This window comes from Nocardioides insulae DSM 17944 (assembly GCF_000422825.1).
Taxonomy (GTDB): Bacteria; Actinomycetota; Actinomycetes; order Propionibacteriales; family Nocardioidaceae; genus Nocardioides; species Nocardioides insulae.
Genome location: NZ_KE383929.1, coordinates 179,807 through 206,501 on the forward strand (window position 1 = coordinate 179,807; position 26,695 = coordinate 206,501).

A 26,695-nucleotide genomic window follows, 5' to 3' on the forward strand; every position below is an offset into this window, starting at 1 on the left:
CGGGCGCGGATCGCCCCGATCTTCGCGGGGTAGCCTGCGCCTGCCCCGAGAATCCCGACGAAGGAGATCGTTGACCACGCCCCCCGGCTCCGCGGCCGCCCCCGACTCCGCCCCCGACGCCGCATCTGACCCGGCCACCGGGGGCTCCGGGCAGCGGCGGACCCTGGTCCTGCTGCTCGCCACGGGGCTGCTGCTCATCGGCCTCAACCTGCGGATGGGAGTGGCCTCGGTCGGGCCGCTGCTCGACGAGATCCGGGCGGACCTCTCGCTGTCCTCCTCGGTGGCGAGCCTGCTCACGACGATCCCGGTGCTGGCCTTCGGGGTGTTCGCCTTCCTCACCCCGATCCTCACCCGATCGATCGGCCTGCACCGTCTGTTGGGGGCCGCGATGCTCGTGCTCGCCGGCGGGATCCTGCTGCGGCTGCACCCCAGCATGGCAGCCCTGTTCGGGGGCACCGTGATCGTGGGGGCCGCGATCGCGGTGGGCAACGTCGCCATGCCGGCCGCGATCAAGCAGGACTTCGCTGCCCATGCCGGCCTGATGATGGGGCTCTACAGCATGATCCTCGGTCTCGGCGCTGCCATGGCCTCGGGGCTCAGCGTGCCGCTCTCGCACGCGACCGACGGGGACTGGAGGCTCGCCCTCGCCGTCTGGGCCGTGCCCGCGCTGCTCGCTCTCGTGGTGTGGCTGCCCCAGCTCCGCCGCGGCCCCGCTCCGCGCCGCTCCCCGGTCGCTGACGACGCGGAGTTCGGGGAGCCGACCTTCCGGCGGTTGCTGACCGACCGGGTCGCGGTCTCGGTCACGCTCCTGATGGGCCTGCAGAGCCTGAGTTTCTACACGATGCTCACCTGGGTGCCGACCATGTTCCGGGACGCAGGGATGTCCGCGGCACAGGCCGGCTGGATGCTCTCCTTCTCGGCCTTCCCCGGGATCGTGGCCTCCTCGATCACACCCGGTCTGGCCCGGCGGATCCGTCCGCTCTGGATGCCGGTCGCCGTCGCGGTCGCCTGCACCTCGGGTGCGTACGCCGGCATGCTGGCGGCGCCCGCGCAGGCGCCGTACCTGTGGATGGTCTTCCTCGGTCTGGGCCAGGGTGCCTCGCTCAGCCTGGCGCTGACCTACATCGTGTGGCGCTCCCCCGACATCCACCACACCGGACACCTCTCGACCCTTGCCCAGGGGGTGGGCTACCTGATCGCCGCGCTCGGCCCGGTCACCGTGGGAGCCCTGCACACCGCTACCGGGTCATGGACGCTGCCGATCGTGGGTCTGGGCGTGCTGTTGGTGGCTCAGTTGGTCGCCGGGGTGGCCGCCAGCAAGGATCGGCACGTGCTCCGTCCGGCCGCGGTCCCCGCCCCGGCCGAGTAGGCGTCCGCACCCGCCTCCGCGTAGGTTTCGCGGCATGCGAGCCCGTCACGTCCTCGGCCTGGTCGTCGCCGTCCTGATGCTGCTGTTCGGGGGGTGGCTGGCCCTGACCGGCATGGGCTACCTCGGCGACTCGTCGGCCACCAGCGGCTCCTGGTCCTTCCTCGGGTCCCTGATCGCCGGCCTCGGGGTCGCACTCGGCTTCACCGTGGTGCAGAGCGCCCGGCGCTGACCGGCCACGGCCGGTGGGCCGTCGCCCCGACCGCCCTCGCCGGCCGGATCGGCTGGACTCCCTCCGCACGGCGGCCGCGGTCATGCGGCAGGATGTGGGAGGGGCGACATGGGCCGCTCCGCCCGTCGAGACCGGAGGATGCCATGACCGCGATCGCCACTGTGCTCGCCGACCTGGAGGCCCACCGGGGCTGGCTCGAGGACCTCTACGTCGACTTCCACCGCCACCCGGAGTTGAGCTCGGCGGAGACCCGCACCGCCGGTGTCATCCGCGACCAGTTGGGCGGCTTCGGCTACGAGGTGCACGACATCGGCGGCGGCGTGGTCGGCGTCCTGGCGCGCGGGCAGGGACCGACGGTGCTGATGCGGGCCGACATCGATGGGCTCCCGGTGGTCGAGCGGACCGGGCTCGACTACGCCTCCACGGCGACCAGCACCGATCCCGACGGCGACACCGTCGGCGTGATGCATGCCTGCGGTCACGACGTCCACATCACCGCGCTGCTGGGCGCCGCCCGGCTCCTGGCCGAGGCCCCCGAGGACACCTGGCGGGGCACGTTCATCGCCCTGTTCCAGCCGGCGGAGGAGACCGCGGCAGGCGCCGCGGCGATGGTCGAGGACGGACTCGTCGGGAAGATCCCGCGCCCCGACGTCGCCCTCGGCCAGCACGTGATGCCCGCGCCCGCGGGCCGGGTCGGCACCCTGGCGGGCCCGGCGATGTCCGCCGCCGACAGCATCAAGGTCACCCTCCACGGCACCGGCTCCCACGGTTCGATGCCCCAGCTGAGCGTCGACCCGGTGCTCCTGGCTGCCAACGTCGTGCAGCGACTCCAGGCCATCGTCTCGCGCGAGCTCGCGCCCGACGACTTCGGCGTGGTCACGGTCGGCGCGCTCAACGCCGGTACGAAGAGCAACATCATTCCCGCCTTCGCGACGTTGCGGATCAACACCCGGGCCTACTCGAAGAAGGTGCGCTCGCGGCTGCTCAGTTCGATCGAGCGGATCGTGCACGCGGAGTGCGAGGCGGCCCGCTCCCCCGAGCCGCCGGAGTTCGAGTACTACGACCAGTTCCCGCTGACCGACAACGACGCCGAGGTCACCGACCTCGTGACGACGGCCTTCCGCCGCCATTTCGGCGAGGACCGGGTGATGGCGCCCAATCGGCTGAGCGGGAGCGAGGACTTCAGCCGGATCCCGGACGCCTTCGGCACCCCGTACACCTACTGGCTGTTGGGCGGCTTCACCGAGGACGCCGAGCGGGTTCCCAACCACTCGCCGTTCTTCGCCCCGGTGCCGCATCCGACGCTGACCACCGGCGTCGAGGCGATCGTCGTCGCTGGTCTCGCCTATCTCGCCCCGGAGGAGTGAGACCAGAACCCGGATGCGTCCCCGGGAGCCGACTGGGAGGATCCGGCCATGACCGACTACCAGATCCGACCCATCCGAGCGTCCGAGTGGCGGGCCATCCGTGAACTACGGCTGACCGCCCTCCAGGACGAGGTGGCCGGGATCGCCTTCCTCGACACGTACGACGAAGCCTTGGTCCGGCCCGACGAGTTCTGGCAGCAGCGCGCCCACGGCTCCTCCGTCGACAACCCCGAGCCGGCCTCGCGCCAGTGGGTGGCCATCACCGAGGCCGGCGAGTGGGTGGGCACCACGGTCGCCCTGATCGAGCGTCCCGGCGAGCGCGGGGCGATCGGCGCGATCACCGCGTCTGGTGGACACCTGGTCGGCGTTTACATCCACCCCGACCACCGCGGCAACGGTCTCCTGGGCCGACTCTTCGAGACGGCCTCGACCTGGCTGGCCGAGCAGGGCATGACGCGCATCCGGCTCTTCGTGCACACCGACAACGCGCGGGCCCAGGCGGCGTACCGCCGACTCGGCTTCGAGACCACCGGGGTGAGCACCGCGACCACGGCGGGTGAGGAACTGGAGATGGTCCTCCGTAGCTGAGCAACCGGGATCCGGCTGAGCCGCAGAGCCCGTCCGCGTCTCGCCTGTCGCCCTGCCGGCGCCTCCGCTCTCAGGGAAAGTTAAGGTGCGAGCGAGCGAAGGAGAGCACGTGACGCAGCCCGGCACCCGATCCAATCCGCTGGTGGCCGTCGTGGTGCTCTGCCTCGGCGGTCTGGCGGTGTCCCTGACCCAGACGCTGGTGATTCCGATCCAGCCCGATCTCCCGGAGCTGCTGGACACCTCGGTGTCGAATGCGTCGTGGGTGATCACCGCCACCCTGCTCGGCGGCGCGATCGCGATGCCGGTGTTGGGCCGGCTCTCGGACATGGTCGGCAAGCGACGCGGTGTCCTCACCGGGGCCGTGCTGATGGTGATCGGGTCGCTGATCTGCTCGGTCGCGTCCTCGCTGGTGCCGATGCTGGTCGGCCGTACCTTCCAGGGGATGGCGATGGGCTTCATCCCGGTCGCCATCTCGCTGATGCGGGAGATCACCCCGCGCCACCTCTCCGGCACGGCCATGTCCGCGATGAGCGCTACGCTCGGAGTGGGTGGCGCGATCGGGCTCCCGTTCGGTGCCTGGGCCGTGGGCCTGGGCGACTGGCACGTGATGTTCTGGGTGGCCACGGCGCTGTCCTTGGTGATCCTGGTCGCGATCGCGGTGGTCGTTCCCCACGTGGACGACGCCCGGGGCGGCCGCTTCGACGTACCGGGGGCGATCGGGCTCGCCCTCGGCCTCAGCTGTTTCCTGATCGGCGTCTCCAAGTCGCCCAGCTGGGGGTGGACCGACAGCCGGACGCTCGGGGCGGTCCTCGGTGGCGTGGCGATCCTGCTGGTCTGGGGCGCCTTCGAGCTGCGCCGGGCGGAGCCGCTGGTCGACCTGCGCACCACTGCCCGCCTGCCGATCCTGATGTGCAACCTCGCCGCGGTGATGGTCGGGTTCGGGCTGATGGCCCAGATGATCGTGATGCCGCAGTTGCTCCAGCTCCCCGCGGAGACCGGCTACGGGCTCGGGCAGTCGACCCTGGCGGCCGGCCTGTGGCTGGCCCCGTCGGGGCTGATGATGATGTTCTTCGCTCCGGTCTCGAGCCGGATGATCGCCGGTGCCGGCGCCCGGGTCACCCTGATGGTGGGCGCGACCGTCCTGGGCTGCGGGTACCTCGTCGCGGTCTTCGCGATGCACGAGCCCTGGCAACTGCTCATCGCCGCCTGCATCGGGTGTGCGGGCGTGGGCATCGGGTACGCCGCGATGCCCACCCTGATCCTCGACACCGCCCCCGTGGCCGAAGCCGCCTCCGCGGTCGGTGTCAACGGGCTCTCCCGCTCGCTGGGCACCACGTCCGCCTCGGCGGTGATGGTGACCGTGCTGGCCGGGCACACCGTGCCACTCGGCGGCCTCGAGGTGCCCAGCGAGGGCAGCTTCACCGCCTGCTTCCTGATCGGGGGGGCCGCGGCGTTCCTCGCCGCCTTCCTGGCCGCCGCTGTGCCCCGAGGGCTGCGGAGCGCACCGATCCGGATCGGTGCTGACGACGAACGCCCCGCCCCCTCGCCCGGCAGAGCGTCGGGCGGGGGCGGGGCGTAGTCGAGGCGCGGCGGGATCAGCCGAAGAAGCTGGTCAAGGCGGTACGTGCCTGGTCGTAGGCGAGCCAGCCGAAGATCACGGTGCACAGCACCAGCAGGGAGTTGGACAGCCACTTGTTGCGCCACTCCCGGGGCACCCGGTCGGTGTTGAGCAGCCACAGCAGGGTGATCGCCAGGAACGGCATGAAGAAGGCACCGAGGACGCCGTAGATGAGGATCAGCCAGGCGGGCTGGTCGGTCATCAACAGCCAGATCATCGGCGGGAAGGTCAGCCACAGGGTGTAGGCGCGGTACCAGATCCCGCCGGCCTGCGCCTCGGGGTCGTCCTCGGACTTGTTGCGCAGATTGGCCATGAAGTCGGCGAACATCAGGCTGACGCCGTTCCATACGCCCACCAGGGAGGACATCGCGGCGGCCCAGAATCCGATCAGGAAGACCTTGCCCGCCCACTGGCCGTAACGATCCTCGAGCACCAGGGAGAGGTCGAGCAGGCCGCGGTCACCGGTGCTGACCGCGATGTTGGCGGAGTAGAGCAGTTCAGCGCCGACGATCAGGGTGGCCACCACGAAGATGCCCGTGACGACGTACGCCATGGTGTTGTCGATCCGCATGACCTGCATGAAGCGCGGGGTGGTCCAGCCCTTCTCGCGCAGCCAGTAGCCGTAGGCAGCCAGGGTGATGGTGCCGCCCACGCCACCGGCGAGGGAGAGCACGTTGACCAGCCCGTCCTCGGGGATGGTCGGGACCAGGCCGGCGAGCACCTCGCCCAGGTTGGGGGTGGTCAGGATTGCTGCCCCGACCATGGTCACGAACATGATGCCGACCAGGACGGCGAGCACCTTCTCGAACATGCCGTAGCGACCGCTCCACACCAGGGCCAGGCCGATCAGTCCGGAGACGATCCCCCAGCCCGAGACCGACCAGCCGCCGGTGAGCGCATAGAGCGCGAGACCGGTGCCGGCCATCGCGGAGGCGCCGTAGATGAAGCCCCACACCACGATGTAGGGGCCGAAGTAGATGCTGGTCCACACTCCGAGGGAGCGCCAGCCGACGTAGATGGTGTGACCGGTGGCGAGGCTGTAGCGGCCGGCGCCCTCGACGAGCACGATCTTGAGGATGCAGCCGATGACCACGCACCACAGCAGCGCGTAGCCGAACTTGCTTCCCGCGATCAGGGTCGCGACGAGGTCCGCGCCGCCGACACCCGTCGCGGCGACGACGAGACCGGGGCCGAGGAGCCGCCAGCGCGGTGGAGACATATCAGTGGTGGGGGTAGACACGGCCCGGGAGTCTTCCATGTGTCCCGAACCACATCGCGCAGGCGTGCCGAGGCGGAACGCGGCGGCGGGCCCGGCCAACCGGGATTCGGGGCGACTCCTAGGCTGTAGGCGTGCGCCTCATCCTGATCCGACACGGCCAGACCCCCGCGAACGTCGCCGGTGCCCTCGACACCGCTCGCCCCGGATCGGGGCTCACCGGTCTCGGTCATGCGCAGGCCCGCGCTCTCCCCGCCGCCCTGGACGCCGAGGCGATCACCGGCATCTACGTCTCCCCGCTGGTCCGCACCCAGCTGACCGCCGAGCCGCTCGGCGCCCACCTCGGCTACCGTCCCGAGATCCAGGAGGGGTTCGAGGAGATCTCCGCCGGGGACCTCGAGATGCTCACCGACGACGGCTCACGGGCGGCGTACGCCGGGTGCGTGGCCACCTGGCTGCGCGGGGACCTGTCGGCCACCCTGCCGGGCGCACCCGACGGTCACGCCTTCCTGGAGCGGTACGACGCAGCGGTGGCGGCGGTCGCCGCGGTCCACGGACCGGACGAGACGATCGCGGTGGTGAGCCACGGTGCCGCGATCCGATCCTGGGTCTCGCTGCGGGCCCACCTCGGCGAGGACGAGGCTCTCCATCTGGGCATCATGAACACCGGGGCGGCCTTCCTCGAGGGCCGACCGGGCGACTGGACCCTCACCCGGTGGTCGAGCGATCCGCTGGGCGGCCACCTGGGTCACGACGAACTCGCCCACGACATCACGGGTGAGAGCGCGGACGAGGCCGCCCAGGAACTCTCCTGAGCGGCCTCGTGCGGTCGTCCTGAGGATCCTCAGTCCTGCTCCTCGGGGCTGCGCAGGCTCAGATTGAGGACCGCGGCCGTCAGGCCACCCCAGATCAGCAGGATGGCCACCACCATCATCACGATCGCTGCCGTGCTCATCTCACTCCACCTCCTCTGCTGCGTGCGCACCCCCGCCGCCGGGGGTCGGCGCGGACTCGAGCGGCGGGAGCGCCAGTGAGGTGCCCGGTCGCCACGGCACGAGGGCGGCGAGGAAGCCGATCAGGATGACTCCGGCCGCCACGCCCCAGCCGAAGACGTCCAGCATCCAGGCCGGGTAGTAGCCATCGCCACCGTAGGGCGTCTGGATGGTGTCGATCATGCTACGGATGAGCACCGCGGTCAGGGCCACCGGCGCCACCAGCCCGATCAGGAGGGTCCACCACAGTCCGACGTGGACCGAGGTGTGCTGGTTGAGATCGCCGGAGAGCAGCGGCAGTGCCCGGAGCACCCAGCCGACCACGACCATGCTCACCACGGCGACGACCAGGATGCCGAAGTTGTTGATGAAGTTGTCCACGATGTCGAGCACGTGGATCCCGGAGGCAGTACCGAAGAGCACCAGGCTCACCACGGCGATCGGGACGGAGACCGCGAGGGTGGCGGTGATGCGGGAGAGGGCGAACTTGTCGCGCACCGCCGAGATGACCACCTCGACGATGCTGACCAGCGACGTGAACCCGGCGATGACCAGCGAGCCGAAGAAGAGCACACCCAGCAGACCGCCCAAGGGTGCCTCGCTGATGATGGTCGGGAACGCGACGAACGCCAGGCCGATCCCGGAGCTGGCCACCTCGGTGACCTCTGTGCCCGCCGCCTGGGCCATGAATCCCAGGGCCGCGAACACGCCGATGCCGGCGAGCAGTTCGAAGCTGGAGTTGGCGAACCCCACCACCAGTCCGGACCCCGGCATGTCGGTGCCGCGACCGACGTAGGAGGAGTAGGTGATCATGATGCCGAAGCCGATGGAGAGGCTGAAGAAGATCTGGCCGTACGCCGCCGCCCACACGCCGGGCTCGGCCAGCGCGCCCCAGTCCGGCGTGAAAAGGGCGTCCAGGCCGTCGCTGGCGCCGTCCAGGAAGAGTGCCTGGACCACCAGCAGGACGAACGCGACGACCAGCAGCGGGATGAAGAACGCCGCAGTGGCGCCGATCCCCTTCTGCACGCCGAGGGCGAGAACGGCGATGAGCGCTATCCACACGAGGGCCATCGGCAGGAGGACGCCCCAGACGGGGTCGAGCGAGACGCCGGGGTCGCCGGCCTTGAGGAAGTCACCGAAGAAGAAGGTGTTCGGATCATCGCCCCAGGCCTCGGTGACCGAGAAGATCATGTAGCGCAGGGACCAGGCCAGGATCGCGGCGTAATAGCAGGCGATGACGAAGCAGATCGCCACCTGCCACCAGCCCAGCCCCTCGGTCCACTTGCGCATTCGGGCGAAGGCGAGCGGCGCGGAGCCACGGGTCCGGTGACCCATGGCGTAGTCGAGGAAGAGGAAGGGGATTCCGGCGGTCAGCAGCGCGACCAGATACGGGATCATGAACGCGCCGCCACCGTTGTCGTAGGCGACGTATGGGAAGCGCCAGATGTTGCCCAGCCCGACGGCGGAGCCGATCGCGGCGAAGATGAAGACCCGGCGGGAGGAGAACGCACCACGTGAACCCTGTGTCTCACTGGCGTCGATATGACTCACGACAGCTCCTAGTCGAGTGAAAACGGACATATCAATCTAGCGCCTGCGCACTCCCCCGCGCCCGACCCACTTCCGCGTGGTGTCCTGGTGGCGCATTCGTGACCGCTTCGTGATCTTGACGGGACCGGCACACTGACTGGGTGCTGCATCGACATCCGTTCCTGAGCCTGCTCACCGGCGGCTACCTGGTGTTCGTGGCCTGGCTGACCCTGACTCCGCAGCCCATCGATGCCTCCGACCAGGACCTGATCATCCAGGTGCTCGACGCCCTGCACGCCCGCGGTCACTTCGAGAGCATCGACTACGCCCGGCTCGAGTTCCTGGCCAACATCGCGCTCTTCGTGCCCGTCGGGATGTTCCTGCTGCTGCTCTTCGGCACCGGACAGTGGTGGCTGGCCGGGCTGGCCTCGGTCGCGATGACCCTGGCGATCGAGACCGTGCAGCGCGAGATCCCCGGCCGGGTGCCCGACGAGCGCGACCTGATCGCCAACGCCGCCGGCGCGGCGATCGGCATCCTCATCGCCGTGGTCCTGACCCTCCCCGCGACGATCCGACGGCGACGTCGCCGACGCGTCCGCACCTCAACCCCGGCGACTGTTCGGCGCTGACCGGCGACCCGCACGGGGGCGTCACCGCTGGTCAGCGCACGGTGGCCGTGCGACGCTGGCCACACCGCCGCCGTACGCCGAGGGGACGATGTCGTCGCTCGGTCCATGATTTGAGATCATCGTCCAGGACGCGGAACAACCTGAGACCCGTCGTCCTTCGGGCCCACGTCACCCACGCGTGCCCCGGTCAACGACGAAAGAAAGGCACCACCTTGTCCGCGTCCTCTCCTGATAACGGTGACCTGATCCAGGCCCCCAAGTCCAAGAAGCCGCTGATCGGCGGCATCGCCGTGGTGGCCGTGGTCGCCATCGGCGGCGGGATCTTCGCGCTCACCCAGGGCGGCGACGACTCCGCGTCCGAGATGGAGAAGGTCACCATCGGCGTGGCCAACGCCAGCGAGCCGTACTGGAGCGACTTCGTCGACGTCGCGGCCGAGGAGGGCATCGACCTCGAGGTCGAGAACTTCTCCGACTACGCCCAGCCCAACCCGGCGCTGAGCGAGGGTGAGTTGGACGTCAACCAGTTCCAGCACATCATCTACCTGGCCGACTACAACGTGAAGAACGACGACGACCTGGTCCCGATCGGCTCCACCGCGACCTACCCGCTGGGCCTCTACTCCTCGAAGTACGACGAGGTGTCCCAGATCAAGGACGGCGAGACGGTGGTCGTCCCCGACGACGACACCAACCAGGCCCGCGGCCTGATCATCCTGGAGAGCCAGGGCCTGATCACGGTCAAGGGCGGCGCCACCCCGTTCTCCACCGTCGCCGACGTCGACACCGCGAAGTCGAAGGTGGAGGTCAAGGCGATCCAGGCCGACCTCATCCCGACCTCGCTGCCCGACGTGGCCGCGGCGATCGTCAACAACGACTTCGTCCTCGACGCCGGACTGAGCTTCGACGACGCGCTCGCGCAGGACGACCCGGAGGACCCCAAGTCCCTCCCCTACGTCAACATCTTCGTCGCCCGCGCCGATGACAAGGACGACGAGACGCTGAACAAGCTGGTCGACATCTACCACTCCTCCGACGTCGTCATCCAGGGCGTGCAGGAAGCCTCCGGCAACACCGCGGCCATCGTGGATCTGCCGCAGGAGAAGCTCCAGGCCTCGCTGGAGGAGACGGAGGCCCAGATCAGGGACGGGCAGTGACCAGTCCCGCGACCGCACAGGCTCCTCTCATCCGGCTGGAGGAGGTCACCAAGGTGTACCCGGGCCGGGGACGTCAGTCGTCCCCGGTCACTGCGGTCGACGGTGTCTCACTCGAGGTCATGCCCGGTGAGATCCAGGCGATCGTGGGCTACTCCGGGGCCGGCAAGTCGACCCTCGTCCGCCTGATCAACGCGCTCGAGCCGGCCACGTCCGGCAGCATCACCGTGGACGGCACCGAGGTGGTGGGACTCAGCGAGCGCCAGCTGCGCCACCTGCGGCTGCGCATCGGGATGATCTTCCAGCAGTTCAACCTCTTCGACTCCCGCACGGTCTGGGGCAACCTCGCCTATCCCCTGCACGTGGCCGGCGTACCGAAGAGCGAGCACCAGCAGCGGATCTCGGAGCTGCTGCACTTCGTCGGCCTGCCCGACAAGGCGCACGTGTACCCCGGCCACCTCTCCGGGGGCCAGAAGCAGCGGGTCGGGATCGCCCGCGCCCTGGCCACCAATCCCACCCTGCTGCTGGCCGACGAGGCCACCAGCGCGCTGGACCCGGAGACGACCGGGGAGGTGCTCGAACTCCTCAACCGGGTCAACGCCGAGTTCGGCACCACCATCGTCGTGATCACCCACGAGATGGAGGTGGTGCGCGAGCTCGCCGACAAGGTGGCCGTGATGGAGGCCGGCCGGATCGTGGAGTCCGGCCCGGTCTTCGAGGTGTTCTCCAAGCCGGTCCAACCGGTGACGCGGCGCTTCGTCGGCACGGTCGTCGACGACCTTCCCCCAGGCCCCGTCCTCGAAGCCCTGCGTGCCCGGCACACCGGCCGGTTCGTCACCCTCGCCTTCCACGACCCCGAGGTCCGGCAGAGCGACGTGTACGCCGTGCTCGCCCGCCACGGCGTCGGCTTCGAGCTGATCTACGGCGGCATCGAGGAGATCCAGGGCGTGACCTTCGGCAACCTCACCCTCGCCCTGGTCGGCGCCGACGACGCGGTCGAGCAGGCGCTCGCCGACGTACGAGGACTGGTGCCGGTCACCGACCTCGACCGACTCGAGGAGGACTGATGGAGGACACCCGACTCCCCGAACTGTGGCCCGAACTGTGGGAGGCCACGACGCAGACGCTGGTGATGGTCTCGGTGACCATGCTGGTGGGCGGTCTCCTCGGCCTGGTCCTCGGCATGGCGCTCTACCTCACCCGGCGCGACGGCCTCTACTCGAACCGCTGGGTCTTCGGCGTGCTCAACGTGGTGGTGAACTTCTTCCGCCCGATCCCGTTCGTGATCTTCATCGCCGCGGTCCAGCCGCTCTCCCGGGCGGTGATCGGCATCGGCATCGGCACCCAGGCCGCCACCTTCGCGCTCATCCTTGCCGCCATGTTCGGCATCGGCCGGTTGGTCGAGCAGAACCTGGTCACCGTCCGTCCGGGCGTCCTCGAGGCGGCCCGCGCGATGGGGGCTAGCCGGATGCGCATCGCCCTCACCGTCGTCCTGCCCGAGGCGCTGGGCCCACTGATCCTCGGCTACACCTTCGCCTTCGTCGCGGTCGTGGACATGTCCGCGGTCGCCGGGGTGATCGCCGGTGGCGGACTCGGCACCTTCGCCCAGCAGTACGGCTACCGACAGTTCGACTACGTCGTCACCTGGACGGCCGTGATCCTGCTGGTGATCCTGGTCCAGGTCGTCCAGTTCCTCGGCAACTTCCTGGCCGGCAAGGTCCTGCGCCGCTGACCGGAGTTCGGGGTTGGCGCTCAGGGTTGTGGCTCAGGGTTGGCGCCGTGCCGGAGCGTGCCGTCCTTGGCCCGCACCGGCGCACCCTGACCCGCCCGCCCAGCGTCACGGGGTGATCATCACCTTGACCGCCTCCCGCTGATCCATCAGCCGGTAGGCCTCGGAGATCTCCTCCAGCGGGAGGGTGCGGTCGAAGACGGCACCGGGGTCGATCCGGCCGCTGAGCACCAGCTCGAGCAGGTCGGGCAGGTAGCGGCGTACCGGAGCCATGCCACCGCGCAGACCGACGTTGCTCTCGAAGAGCCGGCGGATGGGCACCTGGATCCCGTGCGGCACCCCGACGAAGCCGACCGTCGACCCGGGCCTGGCCACCTGGAACGCGCTGTGCATGGACTGGTCGGTGCCGACGCACTCGAGCGTGGCATCGGCCCCCAGACCCCCGGTGAGCTCGAGCACGGCCTGCTCCCCCTCCTCGCCACGCTCCGGCACCAGGTGGGTGGCGCCGAACCTGGTCGCGAGCACCTGCCGGTTGCGGTGGCGCGACATCGCGATCACCGTCTCGGCTCCTTGTACGGCGGCGGCGAGCACGCCGCACAGACCGACCGCACCGTCGCCGATCACCACAGCGGTCCCACCCTCCCGGACACCGGCCGAGACCGCGGCGTGCCACCCGGTGGCCATCACGTCGGTCAGGGCGAGCAGTGCGGGCAGTTGGGCCGGTTCGGGGGTCTCCGGCACGGTGACCAGGCTGCCGTCGGCCTGGGTGACGCGGGCGTACTCCCCCTGGCCCGTGACGGTGAAGCCGGCGTTCGTACAGGCGGACTGAGCACCGGCTCGGCAGTGCGCGCAGGTGTTGTCGCAGTGCACGAACGGCACGATCACGAAGTCGCCCGGCCGCACCCGTCGTACGCCGGTGCCGACCTCCTCCACCACCCCGATGCACTCGTGTCCCATGGTGCGCCCCGGCACGATCTCGTTCTCGCCCCGGTAGGTCCACAGGTCCGACCCGCACACGCAGCCGGCCACCACCTTGACGATGGCGTCGGTAGGCTTCTTGATGACCGGGTCGGGGACCTCGCTGAGGCGGACGTCGTAGGCGGCATGAGCCGTGGCGGCGCGCATGCGGCCAGTCTGCCGGATCGGTCCGGCGCCACGCCCGGGACACCGGACATTCGGCCGTATCTCATATGTGAGTTACCTTGGTGCGCATGACCGACGGTTACAAAGGACGCATCGGCAACCTCATTCGAGACGCCCGCAAGCACCGTGGCCTCACCCAGGCCCAGCTCGCTGACCGGCTGGCCACCAGCCAGAGTGCGATCAACCGGATCGAGAAGGGACAGCAGAACCTCTCCTTGGAGATGATGGCCCGCATCGGCGAGGCCCTCGACTCCGAGATCGTCGCCCTGGGCGCCGGCCCGACCCATCTCCGGGTCACCGGCCCCACCACCCTCTCGGGTGCGATCGACGTGAAGACCTCCAAGAACGCCGGCGTCGCGCTGCTGTGCGCCAGCCTGCTCAACCGCGGGCGCACCACCCTGCGCAAGGTCGCCCGGATCGAGGAGGTCAACCGCCTGCTCGAGGTGCTCAACTCACTCGGCGTACACACCCGCTGGCTCAACGCCGACAACGATCTCGAGATCGTGCCGCCCAAGGAGCTGCGGCTCGACAACGTCGACGAGAACGCCGCCCGGCGTACCCGTTCGGTGATCATGTTCCTCGGCCCCCTGCTGCACCGCTTCGAGAGCTTCGAACTGCCCTACGCCGGGGGTTGCCAGCTCGGCACCCGCACGGTGGAGCCGCACATGTCGGCCTTGCGTCCCTTCGGCCTCGAGGTGAAGGCGACCGACGGGAGCTACCACGCGACCGTCAACCCGCGGGTCCACCCCGGCCGCCCCATCGTGCTGACCGAGCGCGGTGACACCGTCACCGAGAACGCGCTGATGGCCGCCGCCCTGCACCCGGGCACCACCGTCATCCGCAACGCCTCCTCCAACTACATGGTCCAGGACCTCTGCTTCTTCCTGCAGAAGCTCGGGGTCGAGGTCGACGGGATCGGCACCACCACCCTGACCGTCACCGGCCGGGAGACCATCGACGTGGACGTCGACTACGCCCCCTCCGAGGACCCCATCGAGGCGATGTCGCTGCTCGCCGCCGCGATCGTCACCGACTCCGAGATCACCATCCGGCGGGTGCCGATCGAGTTCCTGGAGATCGAGCTGGCGACCCTGGAGGAGATGGGCTTCGACTACGAGCGCAGCGAGGAGTACCCCGCCCTCAACGGCAAGACCCGGCTGGTCGACCTGACCACGCATCCCTCGGTGCTGCGGGCGCCGCTGGACAAGATCCACCCCCTCCCCTTCCCCGGCCTGAACATCGACAACCTGCCGTTCTTCGCGGTCATCGCGGCGGTCGCCCAGGGGCAGACCCTGCTGCACGACTGGGTCTATGAGAACCGGGCGATCTACCTCACCGAACTCAACAAGCTCGGCGGCCAGGTCAAGCTGCTCGACCCGCACCGGGTGATGATCGAGGGGCCCACGCACTTCTCCGGCACCGAGATCGTCTGCCCACCGGCCCTGCGCCCTGCGGTCGTGGTACTGCTGGCCATGCTCGCATCCAAGGGCACCTCCGTGCTGCGCTCGACCTACGTCATCCACCGCGGGTACGAGGACCTCGCCGAGCGGCTCAACATGCTGGGAGCCAACATCGAGTCCTTCCGCGACATCTAGTCCATCGGGCGCGAGCGCGTCTCCGCCACCGTGTCGGAAGTCAGAAGCGTGACCCGGTGGCTCCGACCACGCTGCCGCGCGGTTGCGGCGCGAGTTCGCGGGTGCCGGGTCGACGCACTACCCCAGCCGCTACGGTTCGCGGTGTAGTAGCGAGATCAGCAGTCGAGCCGGAGGAGCGTCCCGTGAGCAGCCCGTCCCGTCCCCTCGAGGGCATCCTGGTCGCAGACTTCAGCAGGGTGCTGGCCGGCCCGCTGGCCACGGCCGTGCTGGCCGACCTGGGAGCCGAGGTGATCAAGGTCGAGCGGCCCGGTGTCGGCGACGACACCCGCCACTGGGGTCCTCCCTGGACCGACAACTCCAGCTCCTACTACGAGTCGGCCAACCGCTCCAAGCGCTCCGTGGAGCTCGACCTCGGCGACGAGGGCGACCTGGCCCTGGCCCGCGAACTGGTCCGCCGCGCCGACGTCGTCGTCGAGAACTTCAAGACCGGCACGCTCGACCGACGCGGGCTGGGGTACGCCGATGTCCGCGCCCTCAACCCCCGGGCGGTCTACTGCTCGATCACCGGGTTCGGGTCGGTCGGGGGCGCCGATCTGCCCGGCTACGACTTCCTGGTGCAGGCGGTCGGCGGGCTGATGAGCATCACCGGCTCCCCCGACACCGAGGGCGGCGAGCCCACCAAGGTCGGGGTGGCGTTGGTCGACGTCCTCACCTCCAAGGACACCGTGATCGGCGTCCTGGCCGCCCTGCGCGCACGTGAGTCGACCGGCACCGGGCAGCACGTGGAGGTCAATCTGCTCTCCAGCCTGCTCGGCTCCCTGGCCAACCAGGCCTCGGGCTACCTCGCCACCGGGGTCGCGCCCGGCCGGATGGGCAATGCGCACCCGTCCGTCGCTCCGTATCAGCTCTTCCACTGCGCCGACCAACAGCTCGCCGTCGCGGCGGCCAACGACGGCCAGTTCCGGCGCCTGGTCACGACCGTGGGGGCACCCGAGCTGGCCGATCGCCCCGAGTTCGCGACCAACGGTGCTCGGGTGACCCATCGCGACCTGTTGGTGACCGAGCTGGAGAAGCGCCTCGGCGACGCCACCGCCGACCACTGGGCGGCACGGCTCGCGGAGGTCGGCGTGCCCGCCGGCAAGGTCGGATCGGTGGGCGACGCCATCACGCTGGCGGCCGGGCTCGGCCTGGAGCCGGTGGTCGAGGTGGGTGACGGTGCCACCCCGCAGATCCGGCACGCGGTCACCTATTCCGAGACCCCCGTGACCAGCTACTCCCCGCCACCGCGGCTGGGCGAGCACAACGCCGAGATCCGCGACTGGCTCCAAGGCTCCGCGTGAGCCGTGCGCCGGCCCGCGCCGCGCGAGTCGTCGGCCCGGATGCACCCCGGGTCGCGGCCTTCGCCCATCGTGGCGGGGCCGGCCACCCCGACCTGATCGGGCTGGAGAACACCCTGCCGGCCTTCGAGCACGCCGTGGCCCTCGGCTACGACCTGCTCGAGACCGACGTCCACGCCACCCGGGACGGCGTCCTGGTGGCCCTGCACGACGAACGACTCGACCGGGTGAGCGACAGCGCAGGCGCGATCGCCGACCTGCCGTACTCGGTGGTGCGCGGCGCCCGGATCCGTGGGGCCCACCAGGTGCCGACCCTCGCCGAGCTGTTCGACCGCTTCCCGGACGCCCGGTTCAACCTCGATCTCAAGGCCGCCGGCGCGGTCCGTCCGCTCGCCGACTTCCTGATGGCGCGGGAGGCGTGGGACCGCGTGCTCGTCGGCTCCTTCTCGGCCGCCCGGCTGGCCCGCTTCCGTCGGCTCACCCGCGGCCGGGTGGCGACCTCGGCACACCCGGCGGAGGTGGCCGCCTTCCGGCTGCTGCCCTCCGCTCGGCTCGCCGACCAGGTCACCAGGCGCAGGGTCGCCGCACTCCAGATCCCACACCGTCGCGGTCGCCTCACCGTCGCCACGCGGGGACTGATCCGGCGGGCCCATCGGGTCGGCGTACGCGTCGACGTGTGGACCGTCGATGACCCCGCGGAGATGCGTGCGCTCATCGCTCGGGGTGTCGACGGGCTGATGACCGACCGCACCGATCTGCTACGGCAGACTCTCGAAGCGGAGGGGTTGTGGCGAGAAGACTCGCCACAGCCGCCGGATGCGGATCCGCAGGAGGACCCCAGATGAGCGAGTCGGCGCAGCCACCCGCCACGCCGTCCGCGGTGCCGAGGGCTGCGTCCCGGCACCGGGAGCAGCGCGCCTGGTACTTCTACGACTGGGCCAATTCCGCCTTCGCCACCACCGTCGCCGGCGTCCTCTACGCGCCCTACCTGATCTCCGTGGCCGAGACCGCGGCCGAGGATGCCGGCACCGATCGGCTCACCGTGCTCGGGCTCGCGATCGCTCCCGGCTCATTGCCCTCCTACGTCATCACCCTCTCGACCCTGATCTCAGCGCTGCTGCTGCCGCTGGTCGGCGCGATCGCGGACCGGACCTCACGCAAACCGCAACTATTGGCCCTCTTCGCCTGGACCGGCGCGGCCGCGGCGGCCCTGCTCTTCTTCGTCACCGGCGACGAGTGGCTCTTCGGCGCGCTCACGTTCCTGGTGGCCAACGGCTGCTTCGTCGCCTCGATCGTGGTCAACGACTCGATCCTCCCCCTGATCTCCACCGAGGAGGAGCGCGACCGGGTCTCCTCGATCGGCTGGGCCTACGGGTACGCCGGCGGCGGGCTCCTGCTCGCGGTGAACTTCGTCGTGGTGACCTTCGCCGACCAACTCGGCCTGGGCACCGGGTTGGCGGTGCGCCTGAGCCTGCTCTCGGCGGCGGTGTGGTGGGCGGCGTTCACGCTGATCCCGTTCCGGCGTCTCGGCCGGCACGCGCCACGCGCGGTCGAGCCGGCGGTCGGCGGGCTGCTCGCGCGCTCCTTCGGACAGCTGTGGGCCACTCTGAAGGACCTGCGCCGCTACCCCGTCGCGCTGACCTTCCTGGTGGCCTATCTCTTCTTCAACGACGGGATCTCCACCGTCATCGCCTCGGCCTCGACGTTCGGCACCGAGGAGCTCGGGTTCGGCACCGGCTCGGTGCTCGGCACCTACCTGCTGGTGCAGTTCGTGGCGGTGCTGGGGGCGCTGGTCTTCGGCAGGGTCGCCGGCCGGATCGGGGCGAAGCGCACAATCCTGATCGGGCTGGGCATCTGGATGCTGATCGTGTCCGCCGCCTGGTTCGTGCCGGCCGGCAACCTGCCCGGCTTCCTCGCCCTGGGGGTGGCGATCGGGCTGGTGCTCGGTGGCACCCAGGCACTGGCCAGGTCCTACTTCTCGCTGTTCATCCCCGCCGGCAAGGAGGCCGAGTACTTCGGCTTCTACCACGCCATGGACCGCGGCACCTCCTGGCTGGGCACCCTGGTCTTCGGGCTCGTCTTCCAGTTCACCGACTCCTACCGGCCGGCCGTCTTCGCGCTGATCGCGTTCTTCGCGATCGGCGGGATCCTGCTCTGTTTCGTCGACACGGCCAAGGGCATCGCGCAGGCCGGCAACACCCGCCCTTGAGTCGTCGTGGCGGGGTCGCGCGAAGGGTTCCCCACCACCTGAGAGTCAGCTGTGAAGTGACCGACGTCGCTCGATTGTCGGAATCTTCGCCCGCTCGCTACCGTTGAAGAATTCGAGGACCTCATCCGCGTCACGAGCGCGGTGGCGGGCCCTCACACGGCGGGGGAACGACGACCAGGAGGTGCCCTGATGGCCGAACGCACACTACGCGGAGCGCGACTCGGAGGCCAGAGCTTCGAGGACGAGCGCGGCATCGAGTTCGCGGCCAGGCAGCAGGTCGGCTACCGCTGTCCGCAGGCCCACGAGTTCGAGATCACGATGTCGGTGGAGGCTGATGTCCCGGCGGTGTGGGAGTGCCCGCGCTGCGGCGCGGAGGCGCTCAGCATCTCGGGGATCAAGCCCGAGGAGAAGGCCGAGAAGCCGGCCCGTACGCACTGGGACATGCTGCTCGAGCGTCGCTCCGAGGGCGAGCTCGAGGACCTGCTGAAGGAGCGGCTCGAGCTGCTTCGCGGCGGCGAGATCGGTCCGGCGCACCTGCACCGGGCCAACACCAAGCGCCGCAAGACCTCGGTCTGAGCTGAGCCGGTACCCACCGGCAGTCCATGATCGACTGCGTAGGGGCGGACGCCGCACGGCGTCCGCCCCTCGCGATTGTCCGGCTGGCGTCGCCAGCACCGCCCGAGCGGGCTACCACGCCATCGGGGTCAGCCCGGTAGTCTCGCCGGGTCGCCGGCCCGGCGGGTATCGAGATCTGCCTCGGACGGCATGTTCCGGCCGAACTTCCGGCCCGTCACCCCGCCCTCGTAAGCCAGCGTGGCCCCCGGGACACCGTGTTCGACGGCCCAGGAGGCCCGGGTGCTGATCGGCGCTCCCGGTCGGGTCACGAACGGGACCACCCGGTAGTCGCTGGTGAAGGTGTCCGGGGTGACGCGGCAGCGCACATACCCGCGCTGGCTGTTGAAGAACTTCATGTGGGGGTTGGAGGCGAGGTACTGCTCCCCCGCGGGAATCATGTCGGCACCGTCGCCACCGCTGGTGATCGAGGTACCGACGAACTCGGTGCCGAACACGTCACCGTCGGGAGCGCCGTACTCGACCTGCAGGTCGTTCACGTAGTTGGTGTGTCTGTCCCCGGTGATCACCACCAGGTTGTCGACCCCGAGCTGCCGGGCACTCTCCAACACGCGTCGCCGGTTGGCGTCGTACCCGTCCCAGGGATCGGTCCACACCAGCTTCCCCTCGCCGGGATCCCGGTCGGTCTCGGCCATCGGTGCCTGGTTGGCCAGCACCTGCCAGCGGCCCTGGTTGCGCCGGAACCGGTGTCGGAGCCAGGCCTCCTGTTCCCATCCCATCATGGTGGTGTTCGGGTCGGTGGTCTCGGGACCGGGTACGGCGACGCCGTCGCCGTACGGCTGGTCGTCGCGGTACTGCCGGGTGTCGAGCACGTTGAAGTCGAGCAGGCGCCCGTAGCTGAGCGAGCGGTAGACCTGGATGTCCGGACCGGACGGGAGTTGCCCCGACCGCAGCGGCAGGTTCTCGTAGTAGGCCTGGAAGGCAGCCGTACGGCGGGCCAGGAACGCCACCCCCGGAGTCTGCGAGCTCGCCTCCGGGATCTCATCGGCCCAATTGTTCTCCACCTCGTGGTCGTCGAAGGTCACGATGAAGGGAGCCGACGCGTGCGCGGCCATCAGATCCGGGTCCGACTTGTAGAGTCCGTACTGCAGTCGATAGCGAGCCAGGTCCAGGGTCTCCCCGGCGAACTGGGTTCCGATCGACTCCGACAGGCTCCGGGCTCCGCCGAACTCGTCCATCCCGTACTCGTAGAGATAATCGCCGAGATGCAGCACGACGTCGAGGTCCTCCTCGGCGAGATGCCGATAGGCGGTGTAGTAGCCGGCCGCGAAGCTGGCACAGCTGGCGAAGGCGAAGTCCAGCCGGCGCCGGAACTCCCATGGCGCCGGAGCCGTCTTGGTGCGGCCCACCGGGCTGACCTCACTGCCGACCGAGAAGCGGTAGAAGTACTCGTGCCCGGGACGGAGCCCCCACACCTCGGGGTGGACCGAGTGGCCGAGATCCGGAGTGGCCGTGACGACCCCGCGCCGAACGACGCGCCTGAACCGCTCGTCCTCCGCCAGCTCCCACCGGACCGCATAGGACCGTTGCGACATCCCTCCCCTGCCGTCGGCGGCGAGGGGATCGACGGCCAAGCGGGTCCACAGCACTACCGAGAACGGCAGCGGGTCACCCGAGGCCACGCCGAGCCGGAACGGGTAGTCGCTGAAGGGCGCCCGTGACCAGGCGGGTGAGGTCAGCGAGGCGCCGGCACCGAGCCACACAGCTGCAGCGCCCGCGCCGGCCACGACACCTCGCCGCGACAGTGACGGATGGGAGGGGTGCGGGGCTCGTACCCCGCGATGGTCCAACCGCATGTGACAGTCCTCCGAGACAGATGGGATGTGACTCCGGCATCGCATCGGACGCGGATGAACTGCCGACGACCACGGCGCGACGAGGCCGGGACATGCGGGGTTCAAGTCCCCCGACTCACCCCGTGGAGGCTCGCCGGGGCAAGGTCTCAGTCGTCGACGACCTTGCCCTCGACGACGTCGCCGGACGCCGTCCCGGGTGAGGTGTGTCGGCCGCGCGGGTCGCCGGAGTATCCGAAGGGGGCTCCCGCGGACCCGCCGAAACCTCCGGGGCCGAACCCGCCGACGACGTACCCCTCCGCGGTGCCGAAGCCGCCCTGCGCGATCCGGCGCGCGATGAACGCACTCAGCACCTTGCGGGCGATCGGCCGGGCGAAGGGCAGCAGGAGGATGACCCCGAAGGCGTCGGTCACGAAGCCCGGGGCCAGCATCAGGGAGCCGGCGAGCAGGACGAGCGCGCCGTCGGCCAACTCCCGATGCGGAGAGCGGCCCTGCTGCAGGGTCTGGGTGAGCTCGCGCCAGGCCCGAATGCCCTCGCGCTTGACCAGCCAGGCGCCGATGACCGAGTCGATCACGATCAGCAGCAGCGCCCAGCCGACGCCGATCACCTGTCCGACCTGGATGAGGACGTAGAGCTCCAGGAGCGGCATCACCACGAAGGCGATGACCAGGATCCAGGCCCACGGGCGACGGCGGCGGCTCATGGGGCCTATTATCGCGTGCCGCTCCAAGCGGTGTCTTCTGCGCGGTTGGTGGCCCGACCCGCGCGGCGCTGCTCGATCCCCCACCGGGTCACCCGGCGGATCGATTCGAAGGCGATTGCCGGGCTCATCTTGGAGTCGCCACGGACCCGCTCGACGAATTCGATGGGGACCTCGCGCACCACGAGACCAGCCCTCAGCGTGCGCACGGCCAGATCGGTCTGGAAGACGTAGCCGGTCGATTCGACCCCGGCCAGGTCGATCCGCTCGAGGGTCGAGCGCCGGAACAGCCGGAAGCCGGCGGTGGCATCGCGTACCGGGATCCCGAGCAGGAGACGGACGTAGGCATTGCCACCGCGGGAGAGGGCATGTCGACTGAGCGGCCAGTTGATCACCGAGCCGCCGGGCACCCAGCGCGACCCGATCACCAGGTCCGCGTCCTGGAGTGCGGCGAAGAGCCGGTGCAGTTCCTCGGGCTGATGCGAGCCGTCGGCGTCCATCTCCCCGATCACGTCATAGCCCTGGTGCAGGGCCCACCGGAAGCCATGGAGGTAGGCCGCCCCCAGGCCGGCCTTCTCGGTCCGGTGCAGGACCTGGACCTCGGGGTGCTCGGAGGCGAGCTCCTCGGCGATCTCACCGGTGCCGTCGGGCGACCCGTCGTCGACGACCAGTACGTCGACGCCGGGCTGGGCCCGGAGTACCCGCTCCACGATCCAGCGCAGGTTGGCGGCCTCGTTGTAGGTCGGGACGACCATCACGGCGCGTCCGGAGTGGGACTTCGCCTCTTCGGCACGGTGGCTCACGGGCTCTTCGTCTCCTCCAGTTCGGTGGCCGGGTCGTCCCGATCGGGTACGGCGGCAGCGGTCGTGGCATCGGTGGTCGGGGCAGCGGTCGCGGGGGCAGGGGCAGTCTGCCCGCGCCGCGAGCGAGCGTACGAGCGCAGGGTGAACAACAGGCCAATGAGGGTGAGCAGCGCGAGAACTCTGGCCGGCCACGCGCCCATCCGGACCGCGGGGGTGAGCCCGGTGCTGAGCCCCACCCGCTCCACGAGCACGCTCGTGGTGCGCGGCTCCGCCTCGGCGATCACCGATCCGTCGGGACCGATGATCCCGGTGAGCCCGTTCGGCGAGGCCACCGCGACGTAACGGCCCGTCTCGATCGCGCGGAGCCGGGTGATCGCGAACTGCTGGTCGATCTGATGGGTGTGGATGAACATCGCGTTGCTGGTCTGCACGGTGACCAGCTCTGCGCCCCGACGGACCTGGTCGTGGAGCACATCCTCGTAGGCGATGTCGAAGCAGATCGCGTCGGCGACCCGGATCCCCGCGATCGGAAGAGGCTCGGTGCGGGTGCCGCTGACCTGATCCCTGCCCAGTTCGGTGAGCCGGCCGAAGTTCCAGCCCTCGAAGACCGAACGGAACGGGATGTATTCGCCGAACGGGACGGGGTGTCGCTTGGTGTAGCGGTCGGCGGCGCCGGTGACCGGATCCCAGACGATGCCCTGGTTCATGATGTGGCTCTCGCCGGCGTCGACGATGGCGGCGACCAGCACGGGGACTCCCGCGGCGCGGACGCCCTCCCAGATCGCCTCGTTGGTGGAACGGTCCAGGAAGGGGTCGACCGCGGTGGCGTTCTCGGGCCACAGCACGAAGTCGGGGGCCTGCTCCTCGCCGCGCTCGACGCGCTCGGCCAGGTCGACGGTCGCCTCGACCATGTTGCGGGTCACCTGGCGGTGGTCGTAGAGGATGTCGTTGCCGGGTCCGGGGACGTCACCCTGCACCGCGGCCACGGTGGCCTCACCGGTCTCCTCCACCTGCCAGGGCGCGAGCATCACGACCGGGACCAGCGCCACCACCAGCACCAGGCCCAGCACACCGCGCAGCCGCCGGCCTCGCTCCAGGACCACCCAGGCCAGCAGGCTGCCGGCGAGGGCGACGAGGAAGCCCAGACCGGCCACGCCGACGTAGGGCAGCAGCGGCGCCACGGGGGTGTCCACGACGGCGTACGACACTCGGCCCCAGGGCATCCCGCTGAACGGCCAGCCGCTGCGGATCGCCTCCATGCTCGCCCAGGCTGCCGCCGTCCACAGTGGCCATGCCGGTGCCCGGCGCAGCACCGCGACCACCGGTCCGAGCAGCGCGTAGAAGGCTGCCTCGGCGGCGGAGAGCGCGAGCCAGGCATCGGCGCCGACCGAGGACTTCATCCACCAGATGTGGGTGAAGTAGAACGCGATCCCGAACACCGCTCCCGGCAGTAGCGCTGCCCTCGCCCGCAGACCGTGGACCGAGCCGACGTAGCCGGCGACCGCGAAGGGCAGCAGCACGGGGAGGGCGAAGGGCTCGAACGCCGCGGTCAGGCCGAGACCGGAGACCAGAGCGAGGAGCAACCGCGGGAGCACGGGACAACGTTAGACGGTGACCGCGAGCTCTGCCGGGCCGGAGGCGAGGACGGATGCCTGCGGAGGTGGCGATGGTGAACCGCGCACCCGGAAGGACCCTGACACACTTCGGTCCGTGCACGATGCCGACGGGCTGCCGACACCGGCCGTTGTCTAAGGAGGCCCGGGCCCTTCCGGGGCAACGGGTCCACCTTGGTCAAGCGGAGGTGCCTTCGTCAACCCGGCCCTGACCTGCATGAACGGGGCGTTTGTGCAGGTCAGGGACAGGTTCGGAAGTCAACCTAATTCTGTGGCCCTCAGCACCCGTCGGCGTGTCGCGGCACGACACGCCGACGGCGCGGAACGGTGCTCCCATCCGGGGTATATCGGAATCGGCTCACGATGATTGGATGAGTTGGTGACCACCACGCCCGCCCCAGGCCGCCGGATGCTCCTCGACTCCGCCTCGATGTACTTCCGAGCCTTCTTCGGTGTCCCCGAGATCCGGGCCGCCGACGGGACGCCGGTCAACGCCGTGCGCGGCCTGCTCGACTTCATCAGCCGACTGGTCGAGCAGTACTCCCCGGCCGAACTCGTCTGCTGCTGGGACAACGACTGGCGCCCGCAGTGGCGGGTGGACCTGGTGCCGACGTACAAGGGACACCGGGTCGTGACCACCCGGGAGGACGCTCCCGACATCGAGGAGGTGCCAGACCCGCTGCAGATCCAGGTGCCCCTCATCCGGGAGACGCTGGCGGCGTTCGGCTTCCCGGTGATCGGAGCGGACGGCTACGAGGCGGACGACGTGATCGGCACGCTCGCGACCGGTGCCGGACGACCGGTCGACGTGGTCACCGGCGATCGCGACCTGTTCCAACTTGTCGACGACGCCCAGGATGTCCGGGTGCTGTACATCGCCCGCGGGGTCGGTCGGCACGAGCGGGTCACCGACGAGTGGGTGCGTGCCAAGTACGCCGTCGAGCCACGTCAGTACGCCGACTTCGCCACCCTGCGCGGCGACGCGTCCGACGGCCTGCCCGGAGTGGCGGGCGTGGGCGAGAAGACGGCCGCGACCCTGCTGGCCCGGTTCGGGGACCTTCGCACGATCATCGCGGCCGCCGCCGATCCGGAGTCCGAGATGGCACCGGCACCCAGGCGGAGGATCACCGCGGCCGCGGCGTACCTCGAGGTCGCACCGACGGTCGTGGCGGTCGCCCGCGACCTCGACCTCCCCCGAGCGGACCTCGATCTGCCCCGGGCCCCCGCCGACCCCGCGACCCTGGCCGACCTGGCCGAGCGCTACAACCTGGGCGGTCCGGTGGACCGTCTGACCCGGGCCCTGGCCGGGGTGGACGCATGAGCCACCCCCCTCCCCCGCCGGGGCCGCCCCCAGGGCCGCCGCCGGGGCCACCGCCGGATCCACCTCGGCAGCACCCTCCTGCCCGCCGACAGAGCACCGGCCTGCTGATGGCCCTGCTCGGTGGCGGTCTCGCCCTGGTGCTGGTGGCCGGCCTGGCACTGGTGATCGGTGTGGCCACCCGCGGCTCGCAACTCCCCGAGGCCGGCACCGGCCGCGACGTGCCGCCGCCCGCAACCACCACCGAGACCACCCAGCCCAACCAGCCCACCGAGCGGATTCAGCCGACCGGCCCCACTGAGCCGCCCTCCCCGACCGCCACCTCCTCGGCCGAAGGGGTGCCGCCCTCCCCGTCGACAACACCGCCGGGGCTCCAAGAACCCTCGCCGACGCCGGTGCACCTGTTGGCCCGCAATCCGCTCGTGACCGACGAGCAGGTGGCGCTCTCGCCCCGGACCTGCCAGCTCCCCATCTGGAGCGACACCCCCGCCGCCGCCGAGGCCTATTTCCGGGCCGCCGCGACCTGTCTGGACCGTTCCTGGGGATCGGCGCTGGCCCACTTCGCCCTGCCCTTCTCCCCACCCGAGCTGCGTTTCCCGCAGGGGAGCCGGACCTATCCGACCTCGTGCGGCCGCAAGGACGTCGAGGTGGCAGCCGCGTTCTACTGCGACGGGGTCATCTACCTGCCCTTCGCCGGGCTCCAGACCGACTTCTACGACAATCAGCCCGCGGTGCACCTCTCGCTGATGGCGCACGAGTACGGCCACCACGTCCAGCAGCTGGCCGGGATCCTGCCCGAGTCGACCGACCGAGAGGTCAGAGCCGGGCCCTCGACCCCGGCCGGGCTGCGGTACAACCGGCGGATGGAGCTGCAGGCGCAGTGCTTCGCCGGCATCTTCTTCCGGGCCCATGCCGGTCGGGGCAGCATCTCCAACGAGATGCTGCTCGAGGCGGAGACCGACCAGGGCCGGCGCGGCGACTGGTCGGGCCAGAGCCGGGATCACGGCACCCCGCAGCACTACCAGTCCTGGTGGCAGCGAGGCGCCGAGCGCGGCAGCCCGGCGGACTGCAACACCTATGCCGCACCCGCCGGCGACGTCAGCTGATCCCGGTTCCTTCCGAGGCTGGTCCT

General features: G+C 70.2%; 25 protein-coding genes. 17 read left to right on the forward strand and 8 right to left on the reverse strand.

The window, feature by feature from the left end:
* The first annotated feature begins 70 nt into the window (after positions 1-70).
* The 5 genes from G515_RS21790 (at position 71) to G515_RS21795 (ending at position 5,132) form a co-directional block, all read left to right on the forward strand.
* Positions 71-1,369, forward strand: a complete 1,299-nt coding sequence (locus G515_RS21790) for a CynX/NimT family MFS transporter (protein WP_051218465.1) — start codon at positions 71-73, stop codon at positions 1,367-1,369.
* A gap of 34 nt (positions 1,370-1,403) precedes the next feature.
* A complete protein-coding gene (locus tag G515_RS0115455) occupies positions 1,404-1,598 on the forward strand; it encodes a hypothetical protein (RefSeq protein ID WP_028660866.1) in 195 nt (64 codons plus the stop codon).
* A gap of 143 nt (positions 1,599-1,741) precedes the next feature.
* A complete protein-coding gene (locus G515_RS0115460) occupies positions 1,742-2,965 on the forward strand; it encodes an amidohydrolase (protein ID WP_028660867.1) in 1,224 nt (407 codons plus the stop codon).
* Between the two features lie 48 nt (positions 2,966-3,013).
* A complete protein-coding gene (locus tag G515_RS0115465; protein ID WP_028660868.1) occupies positions 3,014-3,553 on the forward strand; it encodes a GNAT family N-acetyltransferase in 540 nt (179 codons plus the stop codon).
* A 109-nt stretch (positions 3,554-3,662) separates the two neighbouring features.
* On the forward strand, positions 3,663-5,132 hold the full coding sequence (locus G515_RS21795; RefSeq protein ID WP_211221061.1) for an MFS transporter: 1,470 nt from the start codon (positions 3,663-3,665) through the stop codon (positions 5,130-5,132).
* A gap of 16 nt (positions 5,133-5,148) precedes the next feature.
* Here the strand turns inward: G515_RS21795 and G515_RS0115475 are convergent, their stop codons facing one another.
* The gene (locus G515_RS0115475; RefSeq protein WP_051218467.1) at positions 5,149-6,390 is read right to left on the reverse strand and encodes an Nramp family divalent metal transporter; all 1,242 of its coding nucleotides are present in this window, start codon (positions 6,388-6,390) and stop codon (positions 5,149-5,151) included.
* Between the two features lie 131 nt (positions 6,391-6,521).
* Here G515_RS0115475 and G515_RS0115480 point away from each other — a divergent pair, with 131 nt between their 5' ends.
* A complete protein-coding gene (locus tag G515_RS0115480; protein WP_028660870.1) occupies positions 6,522-7,202 on the forward strand; it encodes a histidine phosphatase family protein in 681 nt (226 codons plus the stop codon).
* Positions 7,203-7,231: 29 nt separating this feature from the next.
* On the opposite strand, the gene G515_RS23125 is transcribed toward G515_RS0115480, so the two are convergent.
* Positions 7,232-7,342 (reverse strand): methionine/alanine import family NSS transporter small subunit, encoded by a 111-nt coding sequence (locus G515_RS23125; protein ID WP_084653642.1) that lies wholly within the window; start codon positions 7,340-7,342, stop codon positions 7,232-7,234.
* A gap of 1 nt (position 7,343) precedes the next feature.
* Positions 7,344-8,930, reverse strand: a complete 1,587-nt coding sequence (locus G515_RS21800) for a sodium-dependent transporter (protein ID WP_051218468.1) — start codon at positions 8,928-8,930, stop codon at positions 7,344-7,346.
* Between the two features lie 140 nt (positions 8,931-9,070).
* Between G515_RS21800 and G515_RS0115495 the strand changes: the two genes are divergently transcribed.
* The 4 genes from G515_RS0115495 (at position 9,071) to G515_RS0115510 (ending at position 12,421) form a co-directional block, all read left to right on the forward strand.
* Positions 9,071-9,538: a VanZ family protein gene (locus G515_RS0115495; protein WP_028660871.1), complete on the forward strand. Its 468-nt coding sequence runs from the start codon at positions 9,071-9,073 to the stop codon at positions 9,536-9,538.
* 212 nt (positions 9,539-9,750) lie between these two features.
* Entirely contained in the window at positions 9,751-10,692 is a 942-nt protein-coding gene (locus tag G515_RS0115500; RefSeq protein WP_028660872.1) for a MetQ/NlpA family ABC transporter substrate-binding protein, read from the forward strand.
* Positions 10,689-11,756 (forward strand): methionine ABC transporter ATP-binding protein, encoded by a 1,068-nt coding sequence (locus G515_RS0115505; RefSeq protein WP_028660873.1) that lies wholly within the window; start codon positions 10,689-10,691, stop codon positions 11,754-11,756. The genes G515_RS0115500 and G515_RS0115505 overlap by 4 nt, the downstream gene beginning before the upstream one ends.
* Entirely contained in the window at positions 11,756-12,421 is a 666-nt protein-coding gene (locus G515_RS0115510; RefSeq protein ID WP_036555878.1) for a methionine ABC transporter permease, read from the forward strand. Before G515_RS0115505 ends, G515_RS0115510 begins: the two co-directional genes overlap by 1 nt.
* A gap of 105 nt (positions 12,422-12,526) precedes the next feature.
* On the opposite strand, the gene G515_RS0115515 is transcribed toward G515_RS0115510, so the two are convergent.
* Positions 12,527-13,543: a zinc-dependent alcohol dehydrogenase family protein gene (locus G515_RS0115515; RefSeq protein ID WP_028660875.1), complete on the reverse strand. Its 1,017-nt coding sequence runs from the start codon at positions 13,541-13,543 to the stop codon at positions 12,527-12,529.
* Between the two features lie 86 nt (positions 13,544-13,629).
* Here G515_RS0115515 and G515_RS0115520 point away from each other — a divergent pair, with 86 nt between their 5' ends.
* The 5 genes from G515_RS0115520 to G515_RS0115540 all read left to right on the forward strand — a co-directional run bounded on the left by G515_RS0115520 (position 13,630) and on the right by G515_RS0115540 (position 19,278).
* A complete protein-coding gene (locus tag G515_RS0115520) occupies positions 13,630-15,156 on the forward strand; it encodes a UDP-N-acetylglucosamine 1-carboxyvinyltransferase (protein ID WP_028660876.1) in 1,527 nt (508 codons plus the stop codon).
* 182 nt (positions 15,157-15,338) lie between these two features.
* On the forward strand, positions 15,339-16,496 hold the full coding sequence (locus G515_RS0115525; protein WP_028660877.1) for a CaiB/BaiF CoA transferase family protein: 1,158 nt from the start codon (positions 15,339-15,341) through the stop codon (positions 16,494-16,496).
* A complete protein-coding gene (locus G515_RS21805) occupies positions 16,493-17,338 on the forward strand; it encodes a glycerophosphodiester phosphodiesterase family protein (RefSeq protein WP_051218469.1) in 846 nt (281 codons plus the stop codon). The genes G515_RS0115525 and G515_RS21805 overlap by 4 nt, the downstream gene beginning before the upstream one ends.
* Complete coding sequence (locus G515_RS0115535) at positions 17,335-18,702, forward strand: MFS transporter (protein WP_051218470.1); 1,368 nt, start codon at positions 17,335-17,337, stop codon at positions 18,700-18,702. Before G515_RS21805 ends, G515_RS0115535 begins: the two co-directional genes overlap by 4 nt.
* A 189-nt stretch (positions 18,703-18,891) precedes the next feature.
* Entirely contained in the window at positions 18,892-19,278 is a 387-nt protein-coding gene (locus tag G515_RS0115540) for an RNA polymerase-binding protein RbpA (RefSeq protein WP_028660879.1), read from the forward strand.
* Between the two features lie 128 nt (positions 19,279-19,406).
* On the opposite strand, the gene G515_RS21810 is transcribed toward G515_RS0115540, so the two are convergent.
* The 4 genes from G515_RS21810 to lnt all read right to left on the reverse strand — a co-directional run bounded on the left by G515_RS21810 (position 19,407) and on the right by lnt (position 24,227).
* Positions 19,407-21,038: an alkaline phosphatase D family protein gene (locus G515_RS21810; RefSeq protein ID WP_245565432.1), complete on the reverse strand. Its 1,632-nt coding sequence runs from the start codon at positions 21,036-21,038 to the stop codon at positions 19,407-19,409.
* 239 nt (positions 21,039-21,277) lie between these two features.
* A complete protein-coding gene (locus G515_RS0115550; RefSeq protein ID WP_028660880.1) occupies positions 21,278-21,832 on the reverse strand; it encodes an FxsA family protein in 555 nt (184 codons plus the stop codon).
* Positions 21,833-21,840: 8 nt separating this feature from the next.
* Positions 21,841-22,632, reverse strand: coding sequence for a polyprenol monophosphomannose synthase (locus tag G515_RS21815; RefSeq protein ID WP_245565433.1), 792 nt, complete (start codon positions 22,630-22,632; stop codon positions 21,841-21,843).
* Positions 22,629-24,227 carry an apolipoprotein N-acyltransferase gene (gene lnt / locus G515_RS21820; RefSeq protein ID WP_084653645.1) on the reverse strand — a complete coding sequence of 533 codons (1,599 nt, stop codon included), beginning with the start codon at positions 24,225-24,227 and terminating at the stop codon, positions 22,629-22,631. The genes G515_RS21815 and lnt overlap by 4 nt, the downstream gene beginning before the upstream one ends.
* A gap of 427 nt (positions 24,228-24,654) precedes the next feature.
* Between lnt and G515_RS0115565 the strand changes: the two genes are divergently transcribed.
* A complete protein-coding gene (locus G515_RS0115565) occupies positions 24,655-25,566 on the forward strand; it encodes a 5'-3' exonuclease (protein ID WP_028660881.1) in 912 nt (303 codons plus the stop codon).
* Between the two features lie 107 nt (positions 25,567-25,673).
* Positions 25,674-26,669, forward strand: a complete 996-nt coding sequence (locus G515_RS0115570) for a neutral zinc metallopeptidase (protein WP_036555879.1) — start codon at positions 25,674-25,676, stop codon at positions 26,667-26,669.
* The last annotated feature ends 26 nt before the right edge of the window (positions 26,670-26,695 follow it).

Coding starts and splice junctions, on each gene's coding strand:
- G515_RS0115540 (WP_028660879.1), top strand. CDS start 18,892: ATGGCCGAACGCACACTACGCGGAGCGCGACTCGGAGGCCAGAGCTTC.
- G515_RS0115515 (WP_028660875.1), bottom strand. CDS start 13,543: ATGCGCGCCGCCACGGCTCATGCCGCCTACGACGTCCGCCTCAGCGAG.
- G515_RS0115520 (WP_028660876.1), top strand. CDS start 13,630: ATGACCGACGGTTACAAAGGACGCATCGGCAACCTCATTCGAGACGCC.
- G515_RS0115455 (WP_028660866.1), top strand. CDS start 1,404: ATGCGAGCCCGTCACGTCCTCGGCCTGGTCGTCGCCGTCCTGATGCTG.
- G515_RS0115510 (WP_036555878.1), top strand. CDS start 11,756: ATGGAGGACACCCGACTCCCCGAACTGTGGCCCGAACTGTGGGAGGCC.
- G515_RS0115535 (WP_051218470.1), top strand. CDS start 17,335: ATGAGCGAGTCGGCGCAGCCACCCGCCACGCCGTCCGCGGTGCCGAGG.
- G515_RS0115465 (WP_028660868.1), top strand. CDS start 3,014: ATGACCGACTACCAGATCCGACCCATCCGAGCGTCCGAGTGGCGGGCC.
- G515_RS0115460 (WP_028660867.1), top strand. CDS start 1,742: ATGACCGCGATCGCCACTGTGCTCGCCGACCTGGAGGCCCACCGGGGC.
- G515_RS0115475 (WP_051218467.1), bottom strand. CDS start 6,390: ATGTCTCCACCGCGCTGGCGGCTCCTCGGCCCCGGTCTCGTCGTCGCC.
- G515_RS0115550 (WP_028660880.1), bottom strand. CDS start 21,832: ATGAGCCGCCGCCGTCGCCCGTGGGCCTGGATCCTGGTCATCGCCTTC.
- G515_RS23125 (WP_084653642.1), bottom strand. CDS start 7,342: ATGAGCACGGCAGCGATCGTGATGATGGTGGTGGCCATCCTGCTGATC.
- G515_RS0115565 (WP_028660881.1), top strand. CDS start 24,655: ATGCTCCTCGACTCCGCCTCGATGTACTTCCGAGCCTTCTTCGGTGTC.
- G515_RS0115570 (WP_036555879.1), top strand. CDS start 25,674: ATGGCCCTGCTCGGTGGCGGTCTCGCCCTGGTGCTGGTGGCCGGCCTG.